This is a genomic window from Hydrogenophaga aromaticivorans (genome assembly GCF_013387465.1).
GTDB classification, from domain to species: Bacteria; Pseudomonadota; Gammaproteobacteria; order Burkholderiales; family Burkholderiaceae_C; genus Hydrogenophaga; species Hydrogenophaga aromaticivorans.
Genome location: NZ_VYGV01000025.1, coordinates 211536 through 235545 on the forward strand (window position 1 = coordinate 211536; position 24010 = coordinate 235545).

The 24010-nt window shown below is 65.7% G+C and carries 26 protein-coding genes and 1 tRNA gene; 7 read left to right on the plus strand and 20 right to left on the minus strand.

All coding sequences use genetic code 11. The annotated features are described in order from the left end of the window. The first annotated feature begins 42 nt into the window (after positions 1-42). Positions 43-693, plus strand: coding sequence for a retropepsin-like aspartic protease family protein (locus F3K02_RS23100; protein WP_246309729.1), 651 nt, complete (start codon positions 43-45; stop codon positions 691-693). A gap of 4 nt (positions 694-697) precedes the next feature. On the opposite strand, the gene F3K02_RS23105 is transcribed toward F3K02_RS23100, so the two are convergent. The 4 genes from F3K02_RS23105 to F3K02_RS23120 all read right to left on the minus strand — a co-directional run bounded on the left by F3K02_RS23105 (position 698) and on the right by F3K02_RS23120 (position 3277). Next, the gene (locus tag F3K02_RS23105) at positions 698-1054 is read right to left on the minus strand and encodes a RidA family protein (RefSeq protein ID WP_177138398.1); all 357 of its coding nucleotides are present in this window, start codon (positions 1052-1054) and stop codon (positions 698-700) included. Further along, positions 1051-1680, minus strand: a complete 630-nt coding sequence (gene plsY / locus F3K02_RS23110) for a glycerol-3-phosphate 1-O-acyltransferase PlsY (RefSeq protein WP_177138400.1) — start codon at positions 1678-1680, stop codon at positions 1051-1053. The genes F3K02_RS23105 and plsY overlap by 4 nt, the downstream gene beginning before the upstream one ends. A 62-nt stretch (positions 1681-1742) precedes the next feature. Continuing rightward, positions 1743-2234 carry an aminoacyl-tRNA deacylase gene (locus tag F3K02_RS23115; protein ID WP_177138402.1) on the minus strand — a complete coding sequence of 164 codons (492 nt, stop codon included), beginning with the start codon at positions 2232-2234 and terminating at the stop codon, positions 1743-1745. Further along, positions 2234-3277 carry an aldo/keto reductase gene (locus tag F3K02_RS23120; RefSeq protein ID WP_177138404.1) on the minus strand — a complete coding sequence of 348 codons (1044 nt, stop codon included), beginning with the start codon at positions 3275-3277 and terminating at the stop codon, positions 2234-2236. Before F3K02_RS23120 ends, F3K02_RS23115 begins: the two co-directional genes overlap by 1 nt. Before the next feature lie 119 nt (positions 3278-3396). On the opposite strand from F3K02_RS23120, the gene F3K02_RS23125 reads away from it, so the two are divergent. Beyond that, a complete protein-coding gene (locus F3K02_RS23125; RefSeq protein WP_177138406.1) occupies positions 3397-3837 on the plus strand; it encodes an OmpA family protein in 441 nt (146 codons plus the stop codon). Between the two features lie 6 nt (positions 3838-3843). On the opposite strand, the gene F3K02_RS23130 is transcribed toward F3K02_RS23125, so the two are convergent. Then, the gene (locus tag F3K02_RS23130; protein WP_177138407.1) at positions 3844-5595 is read right to left on the minus strand and encodes an acetate--CoA ligase; all 1752 of its coding nucleotides are present in this window, start codon (positions 5593-5595) and stop codon (positions 3844-3846) included. A 34-nt stretch (positions 5596-5629) separates the two neighbouring features. On the opposite strand from F3K02_RS23130, the gene F3K02_RS23135 reads away from it, so the two are divergent. The 5 genes from F3K02_RS23135 (at position 5630) to F3K02_RS23155 (ending at position 11602) form a co-directional block, all read left to right on the plus strand. Continuing rightward, positions 5630-6538 carry an alpha/beta fold hydrolase gene (locus F3K02_RS23135; RefSeq protein ID WP_177138408.1) on the plus strand — a complete coding sequence of 303 codons (909 nt, stop codon included), beginning with the start codon at positions 5630-5632 and terminating at the stop codon, positions 6536-6538. Between the two features lie 122 nt (positions 6539-6660). Then, a protein-coding gene (gene prfB, locus F3K02_RS23140; RefSeq protein ID WP_177138409.1) for a peptide chain release factor 2 occupies positions 6661-7765 on the plus strand; the annotation gives its coding sequence in 2 pieces (ribosomal slippage) (positions 6661-6741 and positions 6743-7765; 1104 coding nt in all). Positions 7766-7767: 2 nt separating this feature from the next. Next, positions 7768-10464, plus strand: coding sequence for an aminopeptidase N (gene pepN, locus F3K02_RS23145; protein ID WP_177138410.1), 2697 nt, complete (start codon positions 7768-7770; stop codon positions 10462-10464). Positions 10465-10493: 29 nt separating this feature from the next. Continuing rightward, on the plus strand, positions 10494-11513 hold the full coding sequence (locus tag F3K02_RS23150) for a class 1 fructose-bisphosphatase (RefSeq protein WP_177138411.1): 1020 nt from the start codon (positions 10494-10496) through the stop codon (positions 11511-11513). A gap of 13 nt (positions 11514-11526) precedes the next feature. Further along, positions 11527-11602, plus strand: a tRNA-Thr gene (locus F3K02_RS23155). Positions 11603-11687: 85 nt separating this feature from the next. Here F3K02_RS23155 and F3K02_RS23160 read toward each other — a convergent pair. From F3K02_RS23160 to nifD, 15 genes are all read right to left on the minus strand, one after another. After that, positions 11688-12131 carry a nitrogen fixation protein NifQ gene (locus F3K02_RS23160; RefSeq protein WP_177138420.1) on the minus strand — a complete coding sequence of 148 codons (444 nt, stop codon included), beginning with the start codon at positions 12129-12131 and terminating at the stop codon, positions 11688-11690. A 6-nt stretch (positions 12132-12137) separates the two neighbouring features. Beyond that, a complete protein-coding gene (fdxB, locus tag F3K02_RS23165; protein ID WP_177138422.1) occupies positions 12138-12446 on the minus strand; it encodes a ferredoxin III, nif-specific in 309 nt (102 codons plus the stop codon). A gap of 11 nt (positions 12447-12457) precedes the next feature. After that, positions 12458-12661 carry a CCE_0567 family metalloprotein gene (locus tag F3K02_RS23170; RefSeq protein ID WP_177138424.1) on the minus strand — a complete coding sequence of 68 codons (204 nt, stop codon included), beginning with the start codon at positions 12659-12661 and terminating at the stop codon, positions 12458-12460. A gap of 2 nt (positions 12662-12663) precedes the next feature. Beyond that, positions 12664-13158 carry a NifX-associated nitrogen fixation protein gene (locus tag F3K02_RS23175; protein ID WP_177138434.1) on the minus strand — a complete coding sequence of 165 codons (495 nt, stop codon included), beginning with the start codon at positions 13156-13158 and terminating at the stop codon, positions 12664-12666. Further along, positions 13155-13565, minus strand: a complete 411-nt coding sequence (gene nifX, locus F3K02_RS23180) for a nitrogen fixation protein NifX (RefSeq protein ID WP_177138436.1) — start codon at positions 13563-13565, stop codon at positions 13155-13157. Before nifX ends, F3K02_RS23175 begins: the two co-directional genes overlap by 4 nt. Before the next feature lie 140 nt (positions 13566-13705). After that, positions 13706-15106, minus strand: a complete 1401-nt coding sequence (nifN, locus tag F3K02_RS23185; protein ID WP_177138438.1) for a nitrogenase iron-molybdenum cofactor biosynthesis protein NifN — start codon at positions 15104-15106, stop codon at positions 13706-13708. A 23-nt stretch (positions 15107-15129) separates the two neighbouring features. Then, positions 15130-16632 (minus strand): nitrogenase iron-molybdenum cofactor biosynthesis protein NifE, encoded by a 1503-nt coding sequence (gene nifE / locus F3K02_RS23190; protein WP_177138439.1) that lies wholly within the window; start codon positions 16630-16632, stop codon positions 15130-15132. A 159-nt stretch (positions 16633-16791) separates the two neighbouring features. Next, entirely contained in the window at positions 16792-17271 is a 480-nt protein-coding gene (locus tag F3K02_RS23195; protein WP_177138441.1) for a ferritin-like domain-containing protein, read from the minus strand. A 16-nt stretch (positions 17272-17287) separates the two neighbouring features. Next, complete coding sequence (locus tag F3K02_RS23200; RefSeq protein WP_177138443.1) at positions 17288-17644, minus strand: hypothetical protein; 357 nt, start codon at positions 17642-17644, stop codon at positions 17288-17290. Further along, positions 17641-19347, minus strand: coding sequence for an AAA family ATPase (locus F3K02_RS23205; protein ID WP_177138445.1), 1707 nt, complete (start codon positions 19345-19347; stop codon positions 17641-17643). The genes F3K02_RS23200 and F3K02_RS23205 overlap by 4 nt, the downstream gene beginning before the upstream one ends. Positions 19348-19366: 19 nt before the next feature. Next, on the minus strand, positions 19367-19852 hold the full coding sequence (locus F3K02_RS23210; RefSeq protein ID WP_177138447.1) for a hypothetical protein: 486 nt from the start codon (positions 19850-19852) through the stop codon (positions 19367-19369). A 119-nt stretch (positions 19853-19971) separates the two neighbouring features. Then, the gene (locus F3K02_RS23215; RefSeq protein WP_177138449.1) at positions 19972-20346 is read right to left on the minus strand and encodes a hypothetical protein; all 375 of its coding nucleotides are present in this window, start codon (positions 20344-20346) and stop codon (positions 19972-19974) included. Between the two features lie 2 nt (positions 20347-20348). Then, positions 20349-20696, minus strand: a complete 348-nt coding sequence (locus tag F3K02_RS23220; RefSeq protein ID WP_177138451.1) for a 2Fe-2S iron-sulfur cluster-binding protein — start codon at positions 20694-20696, stop codon at positions 20349-20351. Between the two features lie 149 nt (positions 20697-20845). Continuing rightward, complete coding sequence (gene nifK, locus F3K02_RS23225) at positions 20846-22405, minus strand: nitrogenase molybdenum-iron protein subunit beta (protein ID WP_177138452.1); 1560 nt, start codon at positions 22403-22405, stop codon at positions 20846-20848. Between the two features lie 69 nt (positions 22406-22474). Continuing rightward, positions 22475-23938 carry a nitrogenase molybdenum-iron protein alpha chain gene (gene nifD, locus F3K02_RS23230; RefSeq protein ID WP_177138453.1) on the minus strand — a complete coding sequence of 488 codons (1464 nt, stop codon included), beginning with the start codon at positions 23936-23938 and terminating at the stop codon, positions 22475-22477. Positions 23939-24010: the final 72 nt, after the last annotated feature.

Genomic DNA, 24010 nt, shown 5'->3' on the forward strand with positions numbered 1-24010 from the left:
CCGGCAAAGCCGGACCCTCGGCGCCCTTGGTGAAGGCACTTCATGCGCACATCGTTTCTTTGCCCCGCACTGCTTCTGGCCCTCGTTGCCAACGCCTCGCTGGCGCAGTCGGTTGCACTCTCGGGCATGAGCGGCAGCAAGGCGCTGGTGGTGATCGACGGGAGCGCGCCCCGGTTCATGAGCGCGGGGCAGACGCACCAGGGCGTGCGCCTGATCAGCGCCCAGGACGACACCGCGGTGATCGAGATCGAGGGCAAGCGCCAGACATTGCGGGTGGGTGATGCGCCGGTGAGCGTGGGTCGCATGGCCGCTAGCGGCGGCGGTGGCCAGCGCATCGTGCTGACAGCCGACTCGCGTGGCCACTTCATGCCACAGGGGCAGATCAATGGCAAGACGGTGCAGTTCATGGTGGACACCGGGGCCACCGGCATCGGCATCGGCGAAGCCGAAGCCCGACGCATCAACCTGAAGTTCGAACAAGGGCAGAAGGTCCAAATGAACACCGCCAATGGCTCGGCCAACGGCTACCTCATCAAGCTGGATTCGGTGCGCCTGGGTGATGTTGTGGTGTACGACGTGGCGGCCATCGTGTCGCCGCAGCCGATGCCTTATGTGCTGCTCGGCAACACCTTCCTCACCCGCTTCCAGATGCAGCGCACGAACGACCAGCTCACGCTGGAAAAGCGCTTCTGATTGCTCAGGCCTGCGCAGCCGTCACCACGATCTCGATCTTCCAGTCCGGATTCGCCAGCGCGGCCTGCACCGTGGCACGCGGCGGCGCGGTGCCCGGCACCACCCAGGCGTCCCACACCTCGTTCATGATGCCGATCTCGCGGATGTCGGTCAGGTAGATCTGTGCGCGCAGGATGCGCGACTTGTCGCTGCCGGCTTCCAGCAGGCGCTGCTGGACCTGGTCGAGCACGTCCTGCGTCTGGCCCCGGATGTCCGTGTCGCCCCGTTCGGGCACCATGCCGGCGAGGTAGACCACGCCGTTGAAAACCGCCGCTTCGCTGTAGCGGGCCGCCACGCCGTGGCGCTCAATATCCTGGCTCATTGGCTTTTGGACCCCAGTTTGCTTTCTTTGCCGGCGAACAACCGGTTGATGTTTTCCGCGTGGCGCCACACCAGCAGGATGCCCATGACCGCCAGGCTCAACACCATCACATTCGGGGCGTCCCAGGCCACCTGGCGGCCAAACAGGTAGTACGCCGGAGCGAACACCGCCGTGACGATGGAGGCCAGTGAGGAGTAACGAAAGAAGAAGGCCACGATCACCCAGGTGGCGAGCGTGGCGAGGCCGAGCCAGGGGTTGAAACCGAGGATCACGCCGGCCGCCGTGGCCACGCCCTTGCCGCCCTGGAAGCGGAAGAACACCGGATACAGGTGCCCGAGAAAAGCCGCCAGGCCGACCAGCGCCACCGTGCCGTCGCCCAGCCCCCAGGCTTCACCCCACCACTTCACGGCCACCACCGGCAGCCAGCCCTTGAAGGCGTCCAGCAGCAGCGTGACGATGGCGGCGGCCTTGCTGCCCGAGCGCAGCACGTTGGTGGCGCCGGGGTTCTTGCTGCCGAAGGTGCGCGGGTCGTTCAGGCCCATCGCGCGACTGACCAGGACAGCAAAAGACAGCGAGCCGATCAGGTAGGCGGCCACGGTGGCGATGAGCGGATAGAAGGATTCCAAGGCGACGTCCTCGTTGTTGTTCTGGGGGTTCGCGCGTCCAGCGCGCGTGCGGTTCCGGTCGCCTATTCTGCCAGCGCGCACTGCACGGCCCTGGCCCCCAGCGGACCGCTGAGCACGGCCGGGTCGATACCGACCAGGAAACCGCGCCGCCCACCGTTGATCCAGATCTTCGGCAGCGCCAGCACCGTGGACTCCACCCACACCGGCATGTCGCGCTTGAGGCCAAAGGGCGAGGTACCACCCACAAAATAGCCGCTGTGCCGGTTCGCCACCTCGGGCTTGCAGGGCTCGACCGACTTGGCACCGATCTGGCGCGCCAGGTTCTTGGTGGACACCGTGCGGTTGCCGTGCATCAGCACCGCCAGCGGCTTCGCCGTCTCGTCCTGCATGATCAGCGTCTTGACCACGGCAAACGGGTCGAAGCCCAATACCGCGGCGCTGTGCTGCGCACCGCCGTGTTCCAGGTACTCATAGGGGTGCTCGGTGAAGACCACGCCATGCGCCTTGAGCCAGGCGGTGGCGGGGGTTTCAGAGATGTGGGTCTTCTTCGCCATCACTGGGCGGGATCGCGCAGTTCCCAGCGGATTTTGTCAATCTCTTTGAGCAGCTCGGGCGACAGCGCCGTGCCCCAGGCATCCAGACATTCGTCCAGCTGCGCCAGCGAGGTCACACCGATGATGGTGCTGGCCACGCGCCAGTTGGTGTAGCAGAAGGCCAGCGCCAGTTGCGCGGGCGTCATGCCGTGCTCGCGGGCCAGCGCGTTGTATCGGCGCGCGGCATCCAGCGCTTCCGGCCGACCCCAGCGCTGTTTGCGCATCGAGTCGTACAGCGCCATGCGCCCGGCGTCGCCCACCAAGCCGTTGGCGTCGTATTTGCCGGTCAGCAGGCCGAAGCCCAGCGGTGAATACGCCAGCAGCGACACGCCCAGGCGGTGGCAGGTTTCGTCGAGCCCGTTTTCATAGCTGCGGTTGATCAGGCAATACGGGTTCTGCACCGTGGCCACGCGCGGCAGGCCGTGCTGCTCGGCCAGGCGCACGAACTCGTGCACGCCGTAAGGTGTTTCGTTCGACAGGCCCACCGCCCGCACCTTGCCCGCTTGGACCAGCTCGGCCAGGGCCTCCAGCTGCTCGTGCACGGAAACGCCGGGCTTGTCTTTGGCCGGGTCGAAATACAGTGCGCCGAAGGCCGGCATGTTGCGCGCCGGCCAGTGGATCTGGTAAAGGTCGATCACGTCGGTCTGCAGGCGGCGCAAGCTGGCCTCGCAGGCCTCGATGATGCCGGCCTTGCTCACCTCGGGGCGCAGCCAGGGCATGCCGCGGGCGGGGCCCGCCACCTTGGTGGCCAGCACGAGTTTTTCGCGCGCGCCCGGTCGCTTGGCGAACCAGTTGCCGAGAATGGTTTCGGTGGCGCCGCAGGTTTCGGCCCGGGCGGGGACGGAATACATTTCGGCCGCGTCGAGGAAGTTGACGCCGCGCTCCAGCGAGCGGTCCAGAATCTGGTGGGCATCGGCTTCGTTGACCTGCTCACCAAAGGTCATGGTGCCGAGGCAGATGGGGGTGACTTGCAGGGTGCTGGCACCCAGTGAAACAGTGTTCATGAAGAAGTGTGCAAATGCGTATGGCGTGAAACCGGAGGACCGAAACGGTCTATAAGTTTAGGGCCGCGGGAAAGCCCCGTGTGTCACCCGTGAACCCGCTGCCCGCCCTGGAGTTGCCCATGTACCGATTCAAACCCCTGCACCTGCTCACCGCCTTCGCCTTGTGCATCACCCTGGCGGGTTGTGGCACACCCGACCGGGGCGGTGGTCCGCGGCCTGACCGGGCTGGAGATGCCACCGGATCGACGCTTGAAGTGCCTGTCGCGGAAGCCTTTGCCCCCGGGCGATCGGCCGTCAAACCCGCCCTCGCCCGCCAGCTCAACGGCCTGGCGCAGCGCTTACAGGGACAGGGCTATTCGCGCCTGCGCATCGTGGGTCCTGGCGACGAGACGGGCAGCGCATCGGCCAACCGGATGCTGGCGCTGGACCGCGCGCACAGCGTGCGCGACTACCTGATCGGGCGCGGTCTGTCGGTGACCCGGCTGCAGGCCGAAGGCCTGGCGTCGAGCCGCAGCCTGACCATCCAGGTCACCGCACCGCCCGGTCGCGGCGCCCGCTGAAGGCGTTCAGGCCAGCGCGCGGGCCCGCGCCTCTTCCTGCAGGCGCAACACGCGGCGCTGCACCTTGCCCGTGGTCGTCATGGGCAGGGACTCGACGAATTCGATCTCTTTCGGGTACTCGTACGGTGCGAGCTTGCCCTTCACATGGGCCTGCAGCTCGGCCACCAGCCGCTGCTCGAACGCTGCATCGCCCGCCGCGCGCCCGGGCTGTGCGCCGAGGTATTCCTGCGCCAGCACCACATAGGCCTTGACCACCGCGCCGCGCTCGGCGTCGGGCTTGGGCACCACCGCCGCGTTGGCCACCGCCGGGTGCTTGACCAGGCAGTTCTCGATCTCGCCCGGCCCGATGCGGTAGCCCGCGGCCTTGAACACATCGTCGGCCCGGCCCTGGTACCAGAGGTAGCCCTCGGCATCGCGCACCGCCATGTCGCCGGTGCGGCACCAGCTGTTGGCCATGTCGCCGGTGAACTTGGCGCGCGTGGCGGCCTCGTTCTTCCAGTAGCCGAGGAAAAAGATCGGGTCGGGGTCGCCATGCACATCCAGCCGGTGCACCGCCACGTCGCCCGGCACGCCCACCGGGCACTCGCAGCCCTCGTCGTCGATCACCGCCACGCGGTGGCCCGGGTAGCCTTTGCCCATGCTGCCAGCCTTGGCGGGGTAGAGCCGCGCGCAGTTGCCCACGATGTAGTTGATCTCGGTCTGGCCAAACATTTCGTTGACCGTCACGCCCAGCTGTTTCTGGCAGTAGGCAAACACCGCGTCGCCCACGGCCTCGCCCGCGCTCATGATGGCCTGCAGCTGCACCCGGAACTGCTTTCGCGGCTGGGGATAGGCTTTCATCATGGCCTTGAGCGCGGTCGGAAACAGGAAGGTGTGCGTGACGCGGTGGCGCTCCATCAGTTCAAACGCGGCCTGCGGACTGAAGCGGCCGTTGAAGGCCACGATGGGGCGGCCGAAATACAGCGAGGGCAGCAGCGCGTCCATCAGGCCACCGGTCCAGGCCCAGTCGGCCGGCGACCAGAACACCGCCTGCGAAGGCTTCGTCGCATCGAAAGGATCAAAGCCAAACCAGTTCTGGCTGCAGACAAACCCCGTGAGGTTGCCGATGAGTGCGCGGTGCGGAATCAGCGCGCCCTTGGGGTTGCCGGTGGTGCCGCTGGTGTAGATCAGCACCGCGGCTTCGTCCGCCAGGGTGTCCACCGCCTTGAAACGCGCAGGAGCCGAGGCCAGCAGGCCGGTCCATTCCAGCGCACCCGGCGCCGGCGCTTCGACCGCAATCAGGGCCCGCAGCTGCGGGCAGTTGCCGCTGACCGACTGCACCGCCGCCAGCGTGCTGCCGTCACAGATCGCCACCACCGCCTCGCTGTCCTGCAGACGGAATTCCAGCGCCTCGGGCCCGAACAGCTGCGACAGCGGCATGCCCACCGCCCCCATCTGCAGCACGGCCATGTAGGCCACGGCGGTCTCGAAGCGCTGCGGCATCACGATGGCCACGCGGTCGCCACGCTGAACGCCGAGCGCCGTCAGTGCGCTGGACAGGCGGTTCGCCTGCTGCTGCAGCTCGGCGTAACTGTGGTGGCGGTCGGGTTGTCCCGGCGCGGTGGCAATCACCGCGGTCTGCTGCGCCGTGGCCGGATCGGCAACCCAGCGGCGCGAGCAGACGGCCGCCATGTTGAAGCGGCGAGGCACCTGCCAGCCAAAGCGGCCATGCAGATCGGCGTAGTGGTCGGGGGTGTCGCTGGCTTGACGCTGGCGCATGAAGGGTCTCCGTCTCGTCTTTATGATGAATCGAATGTACCAAGCCCTGAAAGCCTCGCGCAGCACGTTTGTGCCGATCCGCCACCTGTCCTACCACGTGCGTCAGTGGGGTGAACCGGTACCCGGACAGGCGCCGCTGGTGCTGGTGCACGGCTGGATGGACGTGTCGGCTTCGTGGCAGTTCATGGTGGACGCGCTGAAGGCCGATCGCTGGATCATCGCGCCCGACTGGCGCGGCTTCGGCCTGACCCGCAGTGGCGATCCGTCTCCGGACAGCTACTGGTTCCCCGACTACCTGACCGACCTCGATGCCCTGCTCGACCACTTCGCGGGCGAACAGCCGGTCGATCTGGTCGGCCACAGCATGGGTGGCAACGTGGTCATGATGTATGGCGGCGTGCGGCCGCTGCGTATCCGCCGGCTGGTCAACCTGGAAGGCTTCGGCCTGCCCGCCACGCGTCCGGCCCAGGCGCCCGAGCGCTACGCCAAGTGGATGGACGAGATCAAGGCCCTGCACCGCGGCGAGATGGACCTCAAGGGCTACGACTCGGCGGACGGCGTGGCCCGGCGCCTGATGAAGACCAACCCCCGGCTGCCGCAAGCCAAGGCCGACTGGCTGGCGCAGCACTGGGCCGCGCCCGATGCCCAGGGCCGCTGGCAGATCCTCGGGGACGTGGCCCACAAGGTGGTCAGCGCCCACCTCTACCAGGTGGAAGAAGCGCTGGCGATCTACCGCCGCATCAGTGCGCCGGTGCTCAGCGTGACCGCGAGCGACGACAGCCTGGGCCAGTGGTGGAAGGGCCAGTTCACGCTGGCGCAGTACCTGGAGCGCCTGCGGGCGGTGCCCAACCTGCAGAGCGCCGTGGTTCAGGACGCGGCCCACATGTTGCACCACGACCAGCCGGAAGAACTCGCCCGGCTGATCGAGAATTTCCTGATCTGAGGCGATGACGGGACCGTCCGTGCCAGAGGGCGGCGGGCATGAGAAAATCGGAGATTGTGTCAACGGCGGCTTTCTGCCTGTCCGGCTGATTCCCATCCCCGAATTCCGATTGAGGCCCCATCATGGAAGCAGAACGCGTCAACACCATCCGTAGCCAGCTCGAAGACCTGACCACCCGCGTGGTCGAGTTACGGAGGTATCTTTGACTACGATGCCAAAGCATCCAAACTGAAAGAAGTCGAATCCGCGCTGGAAGACCCGACGGTCTGGAACGACCCCAAACGCGCCCAGGACCTGGGGCGTGAGAAAAAATCGCTCGAAGACGTGGTGCACGTGCTGGACCGCCTCACCGGTGAGCTGTCCGACAACACCGAGCTGTTCGAGATGTCGAGCGAAGACGGCGACGACGCCGGGCTGATCACCATCGAAGGCGAGGCCGCCAAGGTCGCGGTCGAGGTGGAGAAGCTCGAATTCCGCCGCATGTTCAACAACCCGGCCGATCCGCTGAACTGCTTCCTGGACATCCAGGCCGGCGCCGGCGGCACCGAGGCCTGCGACTGGGCCAGCATGCTGTTGCGTCAGTACCTGAAGTACTGCGAGCGCAAGGGCTTCACGACCACGATCGAAGACGAAACCGCGGGCGACACCGCCGGCATCAAGGGCGCCACCATCAAGATCGAAGGCGACTACGCCTTCGGCCTCCTGCGTACCGAAACCGGTGTGCACCGCCTGGTGCGCAAGAGCCCGTTCGACAGCTCGGGCGGGCGCCACACCTCGTTCGCCTCGGTGTTCGTGTACCCCGAGATCGACGACTCGATCGAGATCAACATCAACCCGGCCGACGTGCGCACCGACACCTTCCGCGCATCGGGCGCGGGCGGCCAGCACATCAACAAGACCGACTCGGCGGTGCGCCTGACGCACATCCCCACCGGCATCGTGGTGCAGTGCCAGGACGGCCGCAGCCAGCACAGCAACCGCGACGTGGCGTGGAAACGCCTGCGCTCGCGCCTGTACGACTTTGAGCTGCGCAAGCAACAGGAAGAGCAGCAGAAGCTCGAAGACACCAAGACCGATGTCGGCTGGGGTCACCAGATCCGCAGCTACGTGCTGGACAACAGCCGCATCAAGGACCTGCGCACCAACGTCGAAATCTCGGCCACGCAGAAAGTGCTGGACGGCGACCTCGACGCCTTCATCGAAGCGTCTCTCAAACAAGGAGTCTGAGCATGAGTTCACTGCGTGAAGGCCCCACCACCGTGGTCCGCCGGGAGGACTACACCGCCCCCGCCTACTGGATCGACACTGTCGACCTGAGCTTCGACCTCGACCCGGCCAAGACCCGGGTGCTCAACAAGATGCGCCTGCGCCGCAACCCGGACGTGGCCGCGCAGGCGCTGCGGCTCGATGGCGAAGACCTGAACCTGGCGCGCGTGCTGGTCAACGGTGCGGGCTGCTCGTTCAAGATGGACGGCAACCAGCTGGTGCTGGAAAACCTGCCCGACGGCTACGCGCCGATCGAGCTCGAAATCTTCACCACCTGCGCGCCCGAGAAGAACACCCAGCTCATGGGCCTTTACGTGAGCCAGGGCACATTCTTCACCCAGTGCGAGGCCGAAGGTTTCCGCCGCATCACGTATTTCCTCGATCGTCCGGACGTGATGGCGAGCTACACCGTGACGCTGCGCGCCGACAAGAAGCTCTACCCGGTGCTGCTGTCCAACGGCAACCTGGTCGAAGAAGGCGCGCTGCCCGACGGCCGCCATTTCGCCAAATGGGTCGACCCGCACAAGAAGCCCTGCTACCTGTTCGCGCTTGTGGCCGGCCAGCTGGTGGCGCGCGAGCAGCGCATCAGGGCCCGCAACGGCAACGACCACCTGCTGCAGGTGTATGTGCGCCCCGGCGACATGGACAAGACCGAACACGCGATGAACTCGCTGATCGCCAGCGTGATCTGGGACGAAGCCCGCTTCGGCCTGCCGCTCGATCTGGAGCGCTTCATGATCGTCGCCACCAGCGACTTCAACATGGGCGCGATGGAGAACAAGGGCCTCAACATCTTCAACACCAAGTACGTGCTGGCCAACAGCGCCACCGCGACCGACACCGACTTCGCCAACATCGAGTCGGTCGTGGGCCACGAGTACTTCCACAACTGGACCGGCAACCGCGTCACCTGCCGCGACTGGTTCCAGCTCTCGCTGAAGGAAGGCCTGACGGTCTTCCGCGACCAGGAGTTCAGCATGGACCTGTGCGCCGAAGCGTCGGCGCGCGCGGTCAAGCGCATCGAAGACGTCCGTGTGCTGCGCACCGCGCAGTTCCCTGAAGACGCCGGCCCGATGGCGCACCCGGTGCGGCCCGACAGCTACGTCGAGATCAACAACTTCTACACCGTCACGGTCTACGAAAAAGGCGCCGAAGTCGTGCGCATGATGCAGACCCTGGTGGGGCGCGCCGGCTTTGCCGCGGGCATGAAGCTGTATTTCGAACGCCACGACGGCAGCGCCGTCACCTGCGACGACTTTGCACAGGCCATGGCAGACGCCAACCCGGACAGCGACCTCGCCCGCCTGCTGCCGCAGTTCAAGCGCTGGTACAGCCAGGCCGGCACGCCGCTCGTGCAAGCCCGCGGGGTGTACGACGCGGCCGCGCGCAGCTACACGCTCACGCTCACGCAAAGCTGCGCCCCCACGCCCGGCCAGGCGGCAAAAGAGCCGTTCGTGATCCCGGTCGCCATCGGCCTGCTCGACGCCCAGGGCAATCAACTGCCGCTGCAGCTCGCGCACTGGAACCAGCCCGAAACCGGCACCCGCACCTTTGTGCTGACGCAGGACAGCGAGAGCTTCACCTTCGTCAACGTGGACGCCGAACCCGTGCCCTCGATCCTGCGCGGCTTCTCGGCGCCGGTGGTGCTGGACGCCGAATACACCGACGCGCAGCTGCTGAGCCTGCTGGCCCACGACACCGACGCCTTCAACCGCTGGGAAGCCGGCCAGCGACTGGCGCTGCGCCGCGCACTCGCCGCCATCCGAGCCGAAGGCCCGGTGCCGCACGAGCCGCTGGACGCGGCCTACCTCGGCGCCATGCGCGACGTGCTGCGCCACCCCACGCTGGACGCGGCGTTCAAGGAACTGGTGCTCACGCTGCCGGGCGAAACCTACATCGCCGAGCAGCTCGACGTGGTGGACCCGCAGCGCATCCACGCGGTGCGCGAGACCATGCGCGAGCAACTCGCCGAAGCCCTGCTCGACGACTGGGCCTGGGCGTATGAAGCCCACAAGGACAACGGCGCCTACCGCCCCGACCCGCTGAGCACCGGTCGCCGTGCCTTGGCCGGCATGGCCCTGACCATGCTCTGCCTGGCCGCGCGCGAAACCGGCGATGCGGTCTGGCCGGGCAAGGCCTACCAGCGTTTCAAGGACGCCGGCAACATGACCGACCGCTTCAACGCCCTCTCGGCCCTGGTGGTCAGTGGCCAGCCGCTCGCGCAGGACGCACTCGCCCGCTTCCACGCCATCTTCCGCAACGAAGCCCTGGTCATCGACAAGTGGTTTGCCCTGCAGGCCGGCGCACCCGACCGCGGCGGCAACGTGCTGCCCGCCGTGCGCCAGCTCCTGAACCACCCGGACTTCAACCTGAAGAACCCCAACCGCGCGCGCAGCGTGATCTTCAGCTACTGCAGCGCCAACCCCGGCGCCTTCCACCGCAACGATGCGTCGGGCTATGTGTTCTGGCGCGAGCGCGTGATCGAACTCGACGCCTTCAACCCGCAGGTCGCCGCCCGCCTCGCGCGCGCGCTCGATCGCTGGAAGAAACTCGCCGAACCCTACCGCAGCGCAGCACGCGAAGCCATCGCCCGCGTGGCGGCCAAACCCGATCTGAGCAACGACGTGCGCGAGGTCGTCACCCGCGCCCTCGCTGAATGAACCTGACAAAACCAGCCACGGAGGAAACCTTGACCAAACGCATTTCCCTGACCCGCTACCTCGTCGAACAACAGCGTGTCGACGGCCACATTCCCGGCGACCTGCGCCTGCTGCTGGAAGTGGTGGCCCGCTCGTGCAAGAGCATCAGCCAGGCCGTCAACAAGGGCGACCTGGGCGGCATCCTCGGCGCTGCCGAGACCGAAAACGTGCAGGGCGAGGTGCAGAAGCAGCTCGACATCATCGCCAACGAGGTGCTGATCGAAGCCAACGAATGGGGCGGTCATCTCGCCGCCATGGCCAGCGAAGAGATGGACAGCATCTATGTGGTGCCCAACCGCTTCCCGCAGGGCGAATACCTGCTGATGTTCGATCCGCTCGACGGCTCGTCGAACATCGACGTGAACGTGTCCATCGGCACCATCTTCTCGGTGCTCAAGAAGGGCAACGACGACCCCGACACCATCGAGCCTGTCAGCGAGCAGGATTTCCTGCAACCCGGTACCCAGCAGGTGGCCGCCGGCTATTGCGTCTACGGCCCGCAGACCACCCTGGTGCTGACCGTGGGCGATGGCGTGGCCATGTTCACCCTCGACCGCGAGCAGGGCTCGTTCGTGCTGACGCGGGAGAACGTTCAGATCCCGGCCGACACCAAGGAATTTGCCGTCAACATGAGCAACATGCGCCACTGGGCCGAACCCGTGAAGCGCTATGTGGACGAATGCCTGGCCGGCAAGGAAGGGCCCCGCGGCAAGGACTTCAACATGCGCTGGGTGGCCAGCATGGTCGCCGACGTGCACCGCATCCTCACGCGTGGCGGCGTCTTCCTGTACCCCTGGGACAAGCGCGAACCCGAGAAGCCAGGCAAGCTGCGCCTGATGTACGAAGCCAATCCGATGGCCTGGCTGGTCGAACAGGCCGGCGGTGCCGCCACCAACGGCCACCAGCGCATCCTCGACATCCAGCCGACCAAGCTGCACGAACGCGTCAGCGTGATGCTGGGCTCAAAGAACGAAGTCGACCGCCTGACCAGCTACCACAGCACGCTATAATCTTGGGCTACAAGCCGGTGTAGCTCAGTCGGTAGAGCAGCTCATTCGTAATGAGAAGGTCGGGTGTTCGATTCATCTCTCCGGCACCAAGTAAACAAAGGAAAGCCCGCTATCTGAACGATAGCGGGCTTTTTCTTTGGGTACTGCATGTAGGCCATTGGTAAGCAAGTTGCGTCAAACCCTTTGTACTTCCCCGGGTTGGGCGAGCACCACGATGGGCGTGTTTTCAGGGCCAAAACACGCGCTGTGTTCGGAGCAGGCCTCGCAGGTGGGCGAGCGGCAGATCGACAGCTCTTCGCGCAGGCAGAGCTGTTTGTAGAGGAATTTCTTCCAACGCATGTGCTGCGTGTTGCGGGCCGCCAGGGCCGGAAACCAGTGGGAGATCAACTGCGACAGGGCTTCGCGCGAGGGCAGGCCCATGTCTTGCCACAGGTGCCCATCGCCCAGCGTGGCGCAGGCCATGGCCCACGACACCTGGCGCAGCTCGTCGGCCGGGCCCACCGCCATGTCGGCGTGCTCCAGCAGCAGGCTCAAGACGTCGTCGACCTCATCGCGCCGGCGTTGCATGCGCTCGGCCAGTGCGCGCCAGTCGGGTCGGGGAGTGGCCAGCTCGGGCATGGGGGTTCAGGCCAGTGCGGCGGCGTGCGAGTAGCACTTCTTCGGGCAGATCTTCGAGCAGGCGGTGCAGCCGATGCACAGTTCCTGGTGCGCGATGGTCATGACCTTCTTTTCGTATTCCTCGTCGTCATCGTCGTCGAGGTTGACCGAGATGCGCTCGCCTTCGTCGGTCAGGCCCACGAGTTCGAGCACGCCGCGCGGGCAGACCTTGAAGCAGCGACCGCAGCCGATGCATTTTTCTTCGTCCAGGGCGGCGACAAAGGTCGGCGTCCAGGTGGCACCGCTGGGCATGGTGATACTGAATGTGGCGCTCATGCGGTTCTCCTTCAGCTTTCAGCGGCCGCGGCAACGGCCTTGCGCAAGTCCATCAGCGTGGCGTGGGTGTCGTGGCAGCGCTGGGCCACCGAGAGGATGTTTTCCCAGCCTGTGGGAAGGTCCTCGGACAGGTCGTGCAGGTCCATCTTGGCCTGCGTGGCCTGGGCGTTGGCCTTCTTCAGGCGCGCCTTGAGTTCATCGGCTTCGGTGCTCATGGTCAGGCTCCGTACTGGGCGACTGCGGGGAACTCGCGGATCATGGCGACAGCTTCGGTCAGGAACTTGCTGCCGGCGTCGGACAATTTGGCCAGCGAAGGGAAGCCGAAGCGGTGCACGTCGCGCAGCTGCTTGTTGACCACCACCAGACGGCCGGCGATCAGCACCATGCGACCGAAACCTTCATGGCTCATCTTCATCATGGGCGAAACCATCTGGCCGGTCTCGCGCTCGATGGCGACCGCGATGGCGTTGTAGAAGATCTCCAGGTGCCACAGGGTCTCGGGGTCCGGGTCGCCGAGGATGGGCAGGGCGCGGCGCTCTTCGGCGGTGTGGATGAAGGGCTTGAGCAGCTGCAGGTCGGTCTTGCCTTCCCAGCTGCCGTGCGTGTCCTGCGCGCGCATCTGTTTGATCAGCTGCTGCACGAAGGGTGTGGAGAGAAAAGCCTCGTCGCTCTCGGGCGCGAGTTCGGGGGTGGCGGTGGCGGTGGCGTTCATGGGGTGACCTCGTCGTCTTCAAAATCGAATGCGCGTTCGCTGTCCTTGGCCATGGCCTTGCGCAACCAGGGCGGCGGTGTGCCTTGCAGCACGGCCTGCAGCTTGTCCAGGATCTCGGCGATGCTTTCGGGTTGCGGCACCTTGATCGGGTGGATCTTCATGGCCACGACCCGCGCCGCGCCCGAGCCGCCGATGGCGGCCACGTAGAGGATCGCGCAGTCCTTGATGGCTTCAAGCTTGGGCGCGAGCTTGTCCTCATCGCCGTCTTCTTCGAGCTTGTCGCCGAACTCGAAGCTCTCGACAAAGTGGTGGCCGGTGGCCGAAATCTCGTAGACATCAATGCTCTTGGCCCAGCCGAAGTGCGCGTCCACGCGCTCCTTGTCCTGGGTGGCGAAGGCGATCTTCATGGCGTTTCTCCTTGTGACGACAAAGGTTCCAGAATGCAGACACCCGCCCAGCGCACCCGTGGAACCGGCTTCGCCGGGCCACAGGGTGCGTCCCCCTGCAAGGGGGAAGACGCGAAGCGGCGCAGGGGGTTGTTCATGCTTCAGGCGCTGGCAGCTGCCAGCGGGGTGGGTGGGAAGGCGTCGTTGGACTTGTCGAGCCGCCGTGTGGCGAGCTGCGCTTCGGGCGTGAGCGGCCAGTCACCCGCGTGGTGGTGGGCGATGCGTTCGATCATCAGGTTGGCGATTTCAAAGATCAGGTTCATGGTGCCGCGGTAGCCCACGCTCACCTTGTGCGCGTTGCCGACGCGGTCGAACACCGGAAAGCCCACGCGCAGCAGCGGCTTGTTCAGGCGCTCGGCGGCCTGGCGGCCGTGTGAGTGCGTGACCAGCAGGTCGCAGTCGGCGCCGGCGGTCTCCAGGTCTTCCAGGTCGCCGAGCAGCACCTGCTCGGCCGGCAACAGCTCGTGGGCTTTGGACTGCGTGGTGCTGATGCAGCACGTCAGCTCGGCGCCCATTTCGTGCAGCAGGCCGCCCAGGGCCAGCATCAGGTCGGGCTCGGCGGCGATGGCCACCTTCATGCCGCCGGTGTAGAAATGGCCGTCGAGCATGGCATCGAGCAACTGGCTGCGCTGGCGCCGGTACTTGGCCGGCACCGGCTTGCCCGAGAGCAATGAGAGACGCTGCAGGAAACGGTCGTTGCTGGCCAGGCCGGTCAGGCGCTCGAAGATCTCCAATGGCGTGCCGGCAATGGCCTCCAGCGCCTCGGCACCTTCGCGCGTCTGCTCGCCGATGCCCAGCGTGAAAGCCGAGGCGCCCGCGGCGCGGATCTGTTCCAGCGTCGTGCCGCCCAGCGTGGTGCCGCGCCAGTCGGGCGCGATGTGGCCGTCGAGCGAGCCCGAGATGTCGGGCAGCACGATGGGGGTCAGGCCAAACGCCTGGATGATCTCGCGCAGCTCGTCGATGTCGCTGGGCGTGAGGTGGCTGCCGGGCAGCAGCGTGACCTGGTCGGCCACCACCGGCAGTGGCTTGACCTGCGACTTCACGATGGCGGTGATGGCGTGTTTGAAGCCGTCTTCGAACGCGCCCACGTAGTCGGGCGTGGAGACGTAGATGATCTCGGTGTCGGCCAGCTCGGGGTGGCGCTTGCGCGCGGTGACGAGGTAGCCGTCGACGTCGTCGCCCTTGGTTTCGGTGAGGCCGGTGGAGCAGATCGCGATCACCCTGGGCGCGGCGCGCTTGCGGATGTTGAGCAGCGCCGCCTCGATGTTCTCGTAGCCACCGAGGATGGTGGTGACCTCGTTCATGGCAGTGGTCTGCAGCGGGATCGCCTCTTTGAAATGGCGCACCAGCAGCACCAGACCAAACGAGGTGCAACCCTGCGAGCCGTGCATCACCGGCATGCAGGCGTCCAGCCCCAGGAACGCAAAGCTCGCGCCCAGCGGCTGGCTCATCTTGAGCGGGTTGACGGTGCAGGCTTTTTTGGATTCGACGACGCGGGCCATGGTTGTGTTCCTTGTGGTGGCCGTCAGACCGGGATTTCTTCGGGCTCCAGGCCCATGGCGTTCGCTGCCACCGCGCTGAGGTGGTCGGTCGAGGTGCCCATCACGGTGGGCGTGACCGCGCCCAGGGTTTCGCCATCGTCGCCCCAGGGCGCGGGGATGCGCACCTGCTGCCACACCGGGTTGAAGATGGCGCGGTCAATCTCGTGCACCAGCTCGACCATGCCCTCGTAGCCGCCGTAGGGATGGTGGCGTTCCTGGTTGATGTCGAGCCAGGGCATGCGCGCCTTGAGCGCCACGAACTGCGAGCGGCCGCCGCTGAGCATGATGTCGGCGCGCGCTTCCTTCAGCATCGCGTACATCTCGCGCGGGGTCATGTCGTCGATCATGTGGGCGTCGGCGCCCTCGCCCATGATCTCCTTGATCTTTTCCTTGTCTTCCTTGGTGCTCTTCTTGACGCTGGTGCCGACGATCTCCATGCCGCCTTCCTGCAGCGCCGCCACCACCGACCAGGACTTCACGCCGCCCGTGATCAGCAGCACGCGCTTGCCCTGCAGGCGCTTCTTGTATTCGGCGATGCGCTTGTAGGCGCGAGCCTCTTCCACCTCGATCAGCCGCTCGGTGCGCTCGATGAGTTCGGCGTCGGCGCCCTGCTTCACCAGCAGGCTGGCGATCTGGCGCAGGGTCTCGCTCATGTCGCTGATGCCGTAGAACGAACCTTCGAAATACGGGATGCCGTAGCGCTGCTCCATCTTGGTCGCGATGTTGATCATCGACTTGGAGCAGACCATCATGTTGACCTTGGCGCGGTGGGCGCTGGCAATCTCGTTGTAGCGGCCGTCGCCCGAGATGCACGAGAGGATGCGGATGCCCAGGGCGCCGAGCAGCGGCTTGACCTGCCAGAGTTCACCGACCAGGTTGTATTCGCCAATGATGTTGATGTCGTAGGCGGTGGTGAACTCGGGTTCGACGGTGCCGATCACGTAGTCCAGCAGGGCTTCGGCGCCGAGCTTGTTGCCCAGGTTCTTGGGGCCGGCGAAGCCGGGCGCGTTGACCGGGATCACCGGCTTGCCAAACTTTTCGGCGGCGCGCTTGCACACGGCTTCGATGTCGTCGCCGGTCAGCGCGGTGACGCAGGTCTGGTAGACGAAGACCGCGGGCGGGTTGTACTTTTCAATGATCTCGCGGATGGATTTGAACAACCGCTTTTCACCGCCGTAGATCACGTCGAGTTCGTTGATGTCGGTGGTGAAGCCGCTGCGGTAGATGGTGGAACCCGACGAGGCGCTGTGCCTGTTGTCCCAGGAGTTGCCTTCGCAGGCAATGGGGCCGTGCACCAGGTGGGCCACGTCGACCACGGGCTGCAGCGCGATCTTGGCACCGTCGAAGGCGCAGCCGCCCGCGGCCGCGCCGGGAGAGAGCTGCTTGGTGCAACCCTTCTTGCGTTCCTTCTCGCTCTTGCCCTGGTTGATGTCGCAGCCGGGCTCCTCGAACACTTCAGCGATCTTGGCCTTGAGCGATACAGACATGGCGGACTCCAGACGGTGGGTTGGGAGTCCCTTTGCAAGTTGGGTGCCAGCCCAAAACCGCTGCTTTTCAGTCCGTTTTCGCTTGTCGCTCGCTCTTCAGTGGCGGTTTTGGAGGGAATGTCACGGTGGCTTTGCGACAGGCCGCCCCACCACTGCGGTTCACTTCTGCATCGGAAGCTTTTCACCCTTGCGGTGCAAGGCGATCCAGCGCTCGAGCTCGGCCACGTGCTGCGCCTCTTCTTCCACGAACTCTTTCGCCAGCACCTTGATCTCGGGGTCGGTCGTGGTCTGCAGCACGTTGTCGTAAAAGGCCAGACCGGCGCTCTCGGCGTCGAGCGCCACCTGCAGCGCCTGCTCAATGCCGATGAAGGGATCGGCGGCCCAGATCGCGGCGGCCTCGGGACTTTCGATGTCGGGCCACTGGTAGTCGGCCTCGGCCAGCGTGGGCAGGTTGCGGTAGCCGGCGCGCTCGCGTGCGTCGCCCAGGTGCAAGAGCGAGTAGTCGGCGAGCTGGCGGAACAGCTGGGCCACCTCGGTGTTGCCGGCCGTGCGCATGGCGTCGGCGAGCTGGCCGAAGCGCAGCGCGGCTTCGTTTTCCAGCTGGATGGTGTGGGCCAGAAATTCTTCTACGGAGTCCATGTGTTTCTTCCTTGGGTCAAAAATCCAGTTCGAACCAGGCCGGCTCTTTCTGGCGCAGCTGGGCGATCAGTTCCAGCGTGGCCGGCACCAGGGCGTGGATGCCATACCAGACTTCTTCGCGCCGCGGCTGGCCGTCGCTCTCCAGCAGGCCCTGCAGCCGGCCCCAGCCGTGCCAGTCCAGCTGGACAAGGCGCAGGCGCAGCGGCTCGGGCCAGTGCGCCAGGGTCTGCGCCATGCGCAGCAAATGCATCTCCACACAGGCCAGGGTGTTGGCGCTGGCGAAGAGCTCGTCTTCGCCCTGCAGCTCGGCGAGCAGGCTCGTCGTGACCTCGCCGCTGTTCTGCAGGATCAGGTACTGCATGCGGGCGATCATGGTGTGCCCACCGGGTCGAGTCCACGGAACATCGCACAGCGCAAAAACACCTCGCGGCTCGCGCCGACCTGCTTGTGCCGGCAGTACTTGGCGACCAGCTTGGCCAGGCCCTTGATGTCACGCCCGGTCGCGGCCGGGAACAGATCGGCCAGCATCTGCGGCATGCCGGGCGCCAGCGCCAGCGCGAACTGCTCGCCCATCACGCCCCAGATCCGCGCTCGCGCGGCGGCGTCGGGCGCGTGGTAGCGGATCAGCGCGATGCAGCGGGAGACGATGGCCTCGTCGATGTCGTCGACGCGGTTGGTGGTCAGGAACAGCAGGCCGTTGAAGTACTCCAGCACGCGCAGGAACACGCCCACCACGGCGTTCATGGTCAGGTTGTCGTCGCGCTTCTTGATGTAGACGTCGGCCTCGTCGATCAGCAGCACCGCCCCCCAGCGCTGGGCGCGCTGCAGCACGTCCTTCAGCGCGGTTTCCATGGTGGCCACGTTCAGGCCGAGCTGTCCCGAGTGCACGCGGTAGAGCGGGCGCTGGATGATCTCGGCGTAGACCTCGGCGGTGAGCGTCTTGCCGACGCCGGGCGGGCCGGCGCAGAGCACCGTGGTGCCGCCGGACTTGCCGGCGATGATGTCGTCCATCAGCACGTCCATCTCGGCGGTGAGGATGTCGATCAGGTCGGTCTGCTCGGGCGGCAGCACCAGCAGCTGCTTGAGCTGGGGCTTGTAGGCGTAGGGTTCGAGGTCGTCCACGTGCACCCACACATGGTGGTGCAGCTCCAGGTGGAACATCAGGATCAGCGGGTGCACCGGCAGCTGGCGGAACAGGCGCGGCCTGTTCTGCAATGCGGCCTTCAGGGCCAGCACATCCTGCTCGGCGTCGTACTGGCTGCTCTTGGCGGCCTTGTTCAGGTAGTTGCTCAACAGCTCGCCGGTGGTCTCCAGGCTGGTGTCGCGCTGCTGCAGCACGGCCTCGTCGTTCACCAGGCGCGCCGCTTCGCCGTTGGCCGACAGGATCACGATGTCCTTGCGCAGCCAGTCGCTGTCACGGTGGGTGGCGCTCGGGTCGGGCGCGTGAAAGGCCAGGCCGCGGCCAAGGAACTGGGCACCGCTTTGCGCACGCCACTCGAAGTACGTGCCCACCGACGCTTCGTAGGCCCGCAGCAGCTCGGGCGTCTCGCGCACCAGGCCGCGCGCGAGCAGCAGCTCGGCCACGCTGCGACCGATCACGTCGTTGCCCGAGAGGCGCAGGGTCTGGTTGACCAGGCCGCCCTTTGCGTTGGCCTTGAGGTCGAGGTAGACCTTGCCGGTTTCGTCGTTCGAGGGCGGGGTGTAGTCGATGCGCGTCGGGCACCAGGCCAGCGGCACGCCGTCGGTGTCGGCGCTGAACAGCCAGCCGTGCGTGCTGCCCTCGGCCAGGTAAGCCACCAGCGCGGGCACCACGTCTTCCAGCGTGTCGGCCGTGAAGCGCTGGGCGCCGGGCACGCCAAGCAAGCCACGCAGCGAACGCAGCTGCACGGCGCGGCGCTGCTGGGCCGGGCCGCCCGCGTCCCAGAGTTGGTCGAGCCGGTCCAGCACCGGCGCGCTGAGCAGGCGCAGCCGGGTCTCGGCGTGCTGCCCGAAACGCAGCTGGTCCGTCAGGCCGGCCAGCTCGGGGAATTCCTCGGCCAGGGTCTGGGCATGGGTGCGTTCGATGCGCAGCTTCATGGCCGTGGATCGGTGGGGATCAGTTGTCGTCGGCCAGCACTTCCAGCGCCACCAGCTGTTCGTACAGGGCGCGCCGCGCGTGCCAGTTGTCTTTGCCGGCGATGCGCGGGTCGGCGCCTTCAAATGCGCCGATGGCGTCGCGGTCGCCGCGGTAGACGCAGGTGAGCCCGCCGCGCGCGGCCAGCGCGGCCTCCAGCGCCGCGGCCTCGCTCACCGGCTCGGCGCTCAGCACGCCGCTGCCGAGCAGGTGGTCTGCGCGGTACAGGGCCGTGTCCCAGCCGTGGCTGTCACCGAGCGCGCAGATGGCCGGGTAGCGTTCGCGCGCCAGCGCATCCACCTCGGCGTGGCCGATGTCTTCGAGCAGGCCACGCGCGGTCAACTGGTCGTGGATTTCCCAGGGCTCCAGTGGGTCACCGGCCGCGACCTTGCGGGCGAAGTCGGCCTCGTCGTAGGCGAACCAGGCGCGCGGGGCGGCTTGTTCGGGCACTTCCACCACATAGATCATGGTTTTCTCCGTGGGCCAGGTAAGGTCAAAACCACTGGCTCAGCGCCAGGGGCGCCGTCCGCCCGGGCAGCGCGGCCAGCCACTGTGGGCCAACCGGCGCCGGGCCGGACAACCCGGTTTCATTCCACGCCTTCGGCGGCGGACTTCGCCCAGACCGCCTTGCGCAGGCGCTGGGTGATGCCGGCCGGGCTGGCGTCAAACTGCCGCTGCGCAATCGAAAGAGCGCCCTGGGCCACAGCCGCTTCGGGCAGGGTCAGGGGCAGGCGACCGGCCACATGGGTGGCACCGGGCACCGCCTTGGCAATCGCTTGGCGGTTCGGGTGTTCGTCCATGGCGATCAGGTTGTCCGCCTCGCGCACACCACCCAGACACACCCAGCCGTCGATCACTTCAACCTTGCGGCCGTCCTGCGTGGTCTTGATGTAGACCGCCTCAAGGGCCGTGCTTCCCGATTCATCGAGAGCCGGTGCTGTGGGGGTGGCGGGCGTGTTCATGATCAGAACTTCACGACGATGTCTTCGTTGCGCACGATGAACTGGCAAGCCAGACGCCATGGGGGCGGCAGGTCCTTGGTCTCGGCGTCGGCGATCTGCTGCGCCGTGATCTTGCCGGCCAGCTTCAACACCGTTTTCTCTTTTTCGGTCAGCGCCACACCGTGCGGCGTGTTGCCCGAGAGCACGGTCACCTGCAGCTGGCAGGAGCCGCACTCGCCGTTTTCGCACTCGAAATCGAGCGGAATGTTGTTGGCCTTCGCCACCGCCAGCAAGGTCTTGGTGTCACCCGCGATGGCATAGACCGTGAGGTCCTTCTTCATGCGCGGAGAACTGAATGTCACGTTGGCCATAGGGCACCTCTAGATATGGAACGTTGGATCAGAAGCAGCCTAGGAAGAGCAAGGGGGAGCTCAACCGGGGCCGCCGCGGAACGGGCTTTGCCCGGCCGCCAGCGGCGCCCCCTGGGGGGTGACGCCGAAGGCGGCGCGGGGGGGAGCCATCAACGAATGATGTCGTAGCTGTAGTCCGTCTTGCCCGGAACAATCGTGTTCGCATCCAGCGTCTCGAAGAACTCGTCGAGCAGGGTGACCAGCACGCGCATGCCGCCTTCGTAGCCCCAGGTGGGGAAACGGTGGTAGTGGTGGCGATCGAAGATCGGGAACACCATGCGCACCAGCGGGGTCTTGGTGTCGCGTTCCAAGTACTTGCCGTAGGTGTTGCCGATCAGGAAGTCCACCGGCTCGGTGAACAGCAGCGAACGCAGGTGCCACAGATCGCGCTTGGGGTAGACCTTGCAGCCGGCGCCGTAGGGCGACGAGTCGAACAGGGCCTGCACCTTGGCGGCCCAGGTTTCGGTGCCGTTGGTGGCCAGCACGTGCGAGGGTTCGGCACCGAGCTCCAGCAGGAACTGGGCGTAGCCGAGCATCTGGTCCGGGTCGCCGTAGAGGGCGTAGCGCTTGCCGTGCAGGTGGGCCTGGCTGTCGGCCATGGCGTCGACCAGTTCGCCGCGTTCTTTTTCCAGCTCGGCCGGGATCGGCTTGCCGGTCAGGCGCGAGATTTCCATCAGGAACTGGTCGGTGCCGGCGACGCCGATCGGGGCGTTCAGCGTGACGACTTCCTGGCCGTGTTCGGCGATGAACTTGCTGGTCTTCTCGCAGCAGAATTCCTGGAACACGATGGTGGCCTTGGCGTGCAGCGCGGCCACCACTTCTTCTTTCGAGGTGCCACCGGCGTACATGCGGAACTCGCCGTCGGTGGGCGTGTTCCAGTTGCCGGACGGGTCACAGATGATGTTCACCTGCACACCGAACAGATCGAAGATGCGGCGGATTTCCTTCATGTTGCCGACGACGTAACCGTCGAAGCCACCGATGAAGTTGATGCTGTCGTTGGGCACGCGCACCAGGGGTTCGGTGGTCTTGGCCTTGCCGTCCCAGAAGTGGCGCAGGATGCCCAGCAGCGCGTTGTCGTAGCCGGTGATGTGGCTGCCGACGAAGGCCGGGGTGTGGGCAAAGGGCACGTCGAACTCTTCGGGCACGCTGCCTTTTTGCTTGCTGGTCTTGATGAAGGCGTCGACGTCGTCACCGATCACTTCGGCCATGCAGGTGGTCGAGACGGCGATCATGTCGGGCTTGTACAGGCTGTAGGCGTTGGCCAGGCCGTCGACCATGTTGTTCAGGCCACCGAACACGGCCGCGTCTTCCGTCATCGACGAGCTCACGCAGGACGTGGGTTCCTTGAAATGGCGGCTGAAGTGCGAGCGGTAGTAGGCCACGCAGCCCTGGCTGCCGTGCACGAAGCTCAGCGTCTTCTGGAAACCGTTGGCGACGTAGACGGCGCCCAGCGGCTGGCAGGCCTTGGCCGGGTTCACCGACAGGGAGTCGCGGGCGAAGTTCTTCTGCTTGTAGTCTTCGGTCTTGGTCCACTCGACGATCTGCTTGACCGTTTCGTCGCTGTGGTTGAACTCGAACTCCGCCTTCTTGTTGCGGAAGATGTCTTGGTACTCGGGCTCACGGAACAGCAGTTCGTGGTCGAGGATCTTGTCGGCTGATTGGGGCATGGTGCTCTCCAGAGGATGTTGAGAATTCAAGGAGCGGGCGACCGGCACAAGCCAGGCCGCCCACGGTCTTTAGGCTGCTTTTTTCCAGGGAGCCTTGGTCAGGCCCCAGATCGGAGAGCTGATCGCCATGTCCATGTCACGGGCGAAGATGGCGAAGCCGTCGTAGCCGTGGTAGGGGCCGGAGTAGTCCCAGCTGTGCATCTGGCGGAAGGGCACGCCCATCTTCTGGAACACGTACTTTTCCTTGATGCCGGAGCCGACCAGGTCGGGCTGCACCTGCTCGACGAACTTCTCGAACTCGTAGCCGGTCACGTCGTCATAGATCAGCGTGCCGTCTTTCACGTAGTGCGTGGTGCGCTGGTAGTCGTCGCCGTGGCCGAATTCGTAGCCGGTGCCGACCACGTCCATGCCCAGGTCCTCGTAGGCGCCGATCACGTGGCGCGGACGCAGACCGCCCACGAACAGCATGACCTTCTTGCCCTGCAGGCGCGGCTTGAACTTGTCGATCACGGCCTGCATCAGCGGCTTGTACTTGGCGATGACCTCTTCGGCCTTGGCCTTGATGCTGTCGTCGAAGTGGCTGGCGATTTCGCGCAGGCTCTTCTCGATCATGGTCGGGCCGAAGAAGTTGTATTCCACCCATGGAATGCCGTACTTCTCTTCCATGTGACGGCTGATGTAGTTCATCGAGCGGTAGCAGTGCAGCACGTTGAGCTTGGCCTTGGGCGTGTTCTCGATCTCGGCGATGGTGCCGTCGCCGGACCACTGGGAGATCACGCGCAGACCCATTTCTTCGAGCAGGATGCGGCTGGACCAGGCGTCGCCACCGATGTTGTAGTCGCCGATGATGGCCACGTCGTAGGGTGTGGAGACGAACTCGGGGCGCTTGTTCGGGTCGGTGCGGTCGAACACCCAGTCGCGGATCGCGTCGTTGGCCAGGTGGTGGCCGAGCGACTGGCTCACGCCACGGAAACCTTCGCAGCGCACGGGCACGATGGTCTTGCCTTCGTACTCTTTGCTCTTCTTCTTCGACACGGCTTCGATGTCGTCGCCGATCAGGCCGATCGGGCACTCGGACTGGATCGAGATGCCCTTGTTCAGGGGAAACAGCTCCTGAATCTCGTCGATGATCTTGTCGAGCTTCTTGTCACCACCGAAGACGATGTCCTTTTCCTGGAAATCGCTGGTGAACTGCATCGTGACAAAGGTGTCGATGCCGGTGGTGCCGATGTAGTAGTTGCGGCGTGCGGCCCAGGAGTACTGGCCACAACCCACGGGACCGTGGCTGATGTGGATCATGTCCTTGATGGGGCCCCACACCACACCCTTGGAACCGGCGTAGGCACAACCGCGGATGGTCATGACGCCCGGCAGGGATTTGATGTTGGATTTGACGCCGCAGTCCGGCTTGCCTTCTTCGAACGAGCCCAGGTGCTTCGCCCTGCGCTTGGCCATCTTTTCGGGATAGGCCTTCAGCACTTCATCGATCAAGGCTTTGTTCGTGGCCTTGCGGTCTTCAACTGTGGCAGTCATGGGTAACTCCGATGGATATTTGGTTTGCTTGGGTGATCAAGACCGACCCGCCGGCACAAGCCAGGCGGATCG

What these genes read in the sequence shown, in the direction of transcription:
- F3K02_RS23100 (WP_246309729.1), top strand. Translation starts at nt 43, where the DNA reads ATGCGCACATCGTTTCTTTGCCCCGCACTGCTTCTGGCCCTCGTTGCC.
- F3K02_RS23105 (WP_177138398.1), bottom strand. Translation starts at nt 1,054, where the DNA reads ATGAGCCAGGATATTGAGCGCCACGGCGTGGCGGCCCGCTACAGCGAA.
- F3K02_RS23115 (WP_177138402.1), bottom strand. Translation starts at nt 2,234, where the DNA reads ATGGCGAAGAAGACCCACATCTCTGAAACCCCCGCCACCGCCTGGCTC.
- F3K02_RS23120 (WP_177138404.1), bottom strand. Translation starts at nt 3,277, where the DNA reads ATGAACACTGTTTCACTGGGTGCCAGCACCCTGCAAGTCACCCCCATC.
- F3K02_RS23125 (WP_177138406.1), top strand. Translation starts at nt 3,397, where the DNA reads ATGTACCGATTCAAACCCCTGCACCTGCTCACCGCCTTCGCCTTGTGC.
- F3K02_RS23130 (WP_177138407.1), bottom strand. Translation starts at nt 5,595, where the DNA reads ATGCGCCAGCGTCAAGCCAGCGACACCCCCGACCACTACGCCGATCTG.
- F3K02_RS23135 (WP_177138408.1), top strand. Translation starts at nt 5,630, where the DNA reads ATGTACCAAGCCCTGAAAGCCTCGCGCAGCACGTTTGTGCCGATCCGC.
- pepN (WP_177138410.1), top strand. Translation starts at nt 7,768, where the DNA reads ATGAGTTCACTGCGTGAAGGCCCCACCACCGTGGTCCGCCGGGAGGAC.
- F3K02_RS23160 (WP_177138420.1), bottom strand. Translation starts at nt 12,131, where the DNA reads ATGCCCGAGCTGGCCACTCCCCGACCCGACTGGCGCGCACTGGCCGAG.
- fdxB (WP_177138422.1), bottom strand. Translation starts at nt 12,446, where the DNA reads ATGAGCGCCACATTCAGTATCACCATGCCCAGCGGTGCCACCTGGACG.
- F3K02_RS23170 (WP_177138424.1), bottom strand. Translation starts at nt 12,661, where the DNA reads ATGAGCACCGAAGCCGATGAACTCAAGGCGCGCCTGAAGAAGGCCAAC.
- F3K02_RS23175 (WP_177138434.1), bottom strand. Translation starts at nt 13,158, where the DNA reads ATGAACGCCACCGCCACCGCCACCCCCGAACTCGCGCCCGAGAGCGAC.
- nifX (WP_177138436.1), bottom strand. Translation starts at nt 13,565, where the DNA reads ATGAAGATCGCCTTCGCCACCCAGGACAAGGAGCGCGTGGACGCGCAC.
- nifN (WP_177138438.1), bottom strand. Translation starts at nt 15,106, where the DNA reads ATGGCCCGCGTCGTCGAATCCAAAAAAGCCTGCACCGTCAACCCGCTC.
- nifE (WP_177138439.1), bottom strand. Translation starts at nt 16,632, where the DNA reads ATGTCTGTATCGCTCAAGGCCAAGATCGCTGAAGTGTTCGAGGAGCCC.
- F3K02_RS23195 (WP_177138441.1), bottom strand. Translation starts at nt 17,271, where the DNA reads ATGGACTCCGTAGAAGAATTTCTGGCCCACACCATCCAGCTGGAAAAC.
- F3K02_RS23200 (WP_177138443.1), bottom strand. Translation starts at nt 17,644, where the DNA reads ATGATCGCCCGCATGCAGTACCTGATCCTGCAGAACAGCGGCGAGGTC.
- F3K02_RS23205 (WP_177138445.1), bottom strand. Translation starts at nt 19,347, where the DNA reads ATGAAGCTGCGCATCGAACGCACCCATGCCCAGACCCTGGCCGAGGAA.
- F3K02_RS23210 (WP_177138447.1), bottom strand. Translation starts at nt 19,852, where the DNA reads ATGATCTATGTGGTGGAAGTGCCCGAACAAGCCGCCCCGCGCGCCTGG.
- F3K02_RS23215 (WP_177138449.1), bottom strand. Translation starts at nt 20,346, where the DNA reads ATGAACACGCCCGCCACCCCCACAGCACCGGCTCTCGATGAATCGGGA.
- F3K02_RS23220 (WP_177138451.1), bottom strand. Translation starts at nt 20,696, where the DNA reads ATGGCCAACGTGACATTCAGTTCTCCGCGCATGAAGAAGGACCTCACG.
- nifK (WP_177138452.1), bottom strand. Translation starts at nt 22,405, where the DNA reads ATGCCCCAATCAGCCGACAAGATCCTCGACCACGAACTGCTGTTCCGT.
- nifD (WP_177138453.1), bottom strand. Translation starts at nt 23,938, where the DNA reads ATGACTGCCACAGTTGAAGACCGCAAGGCCACGAACAAAGCCTTGATC.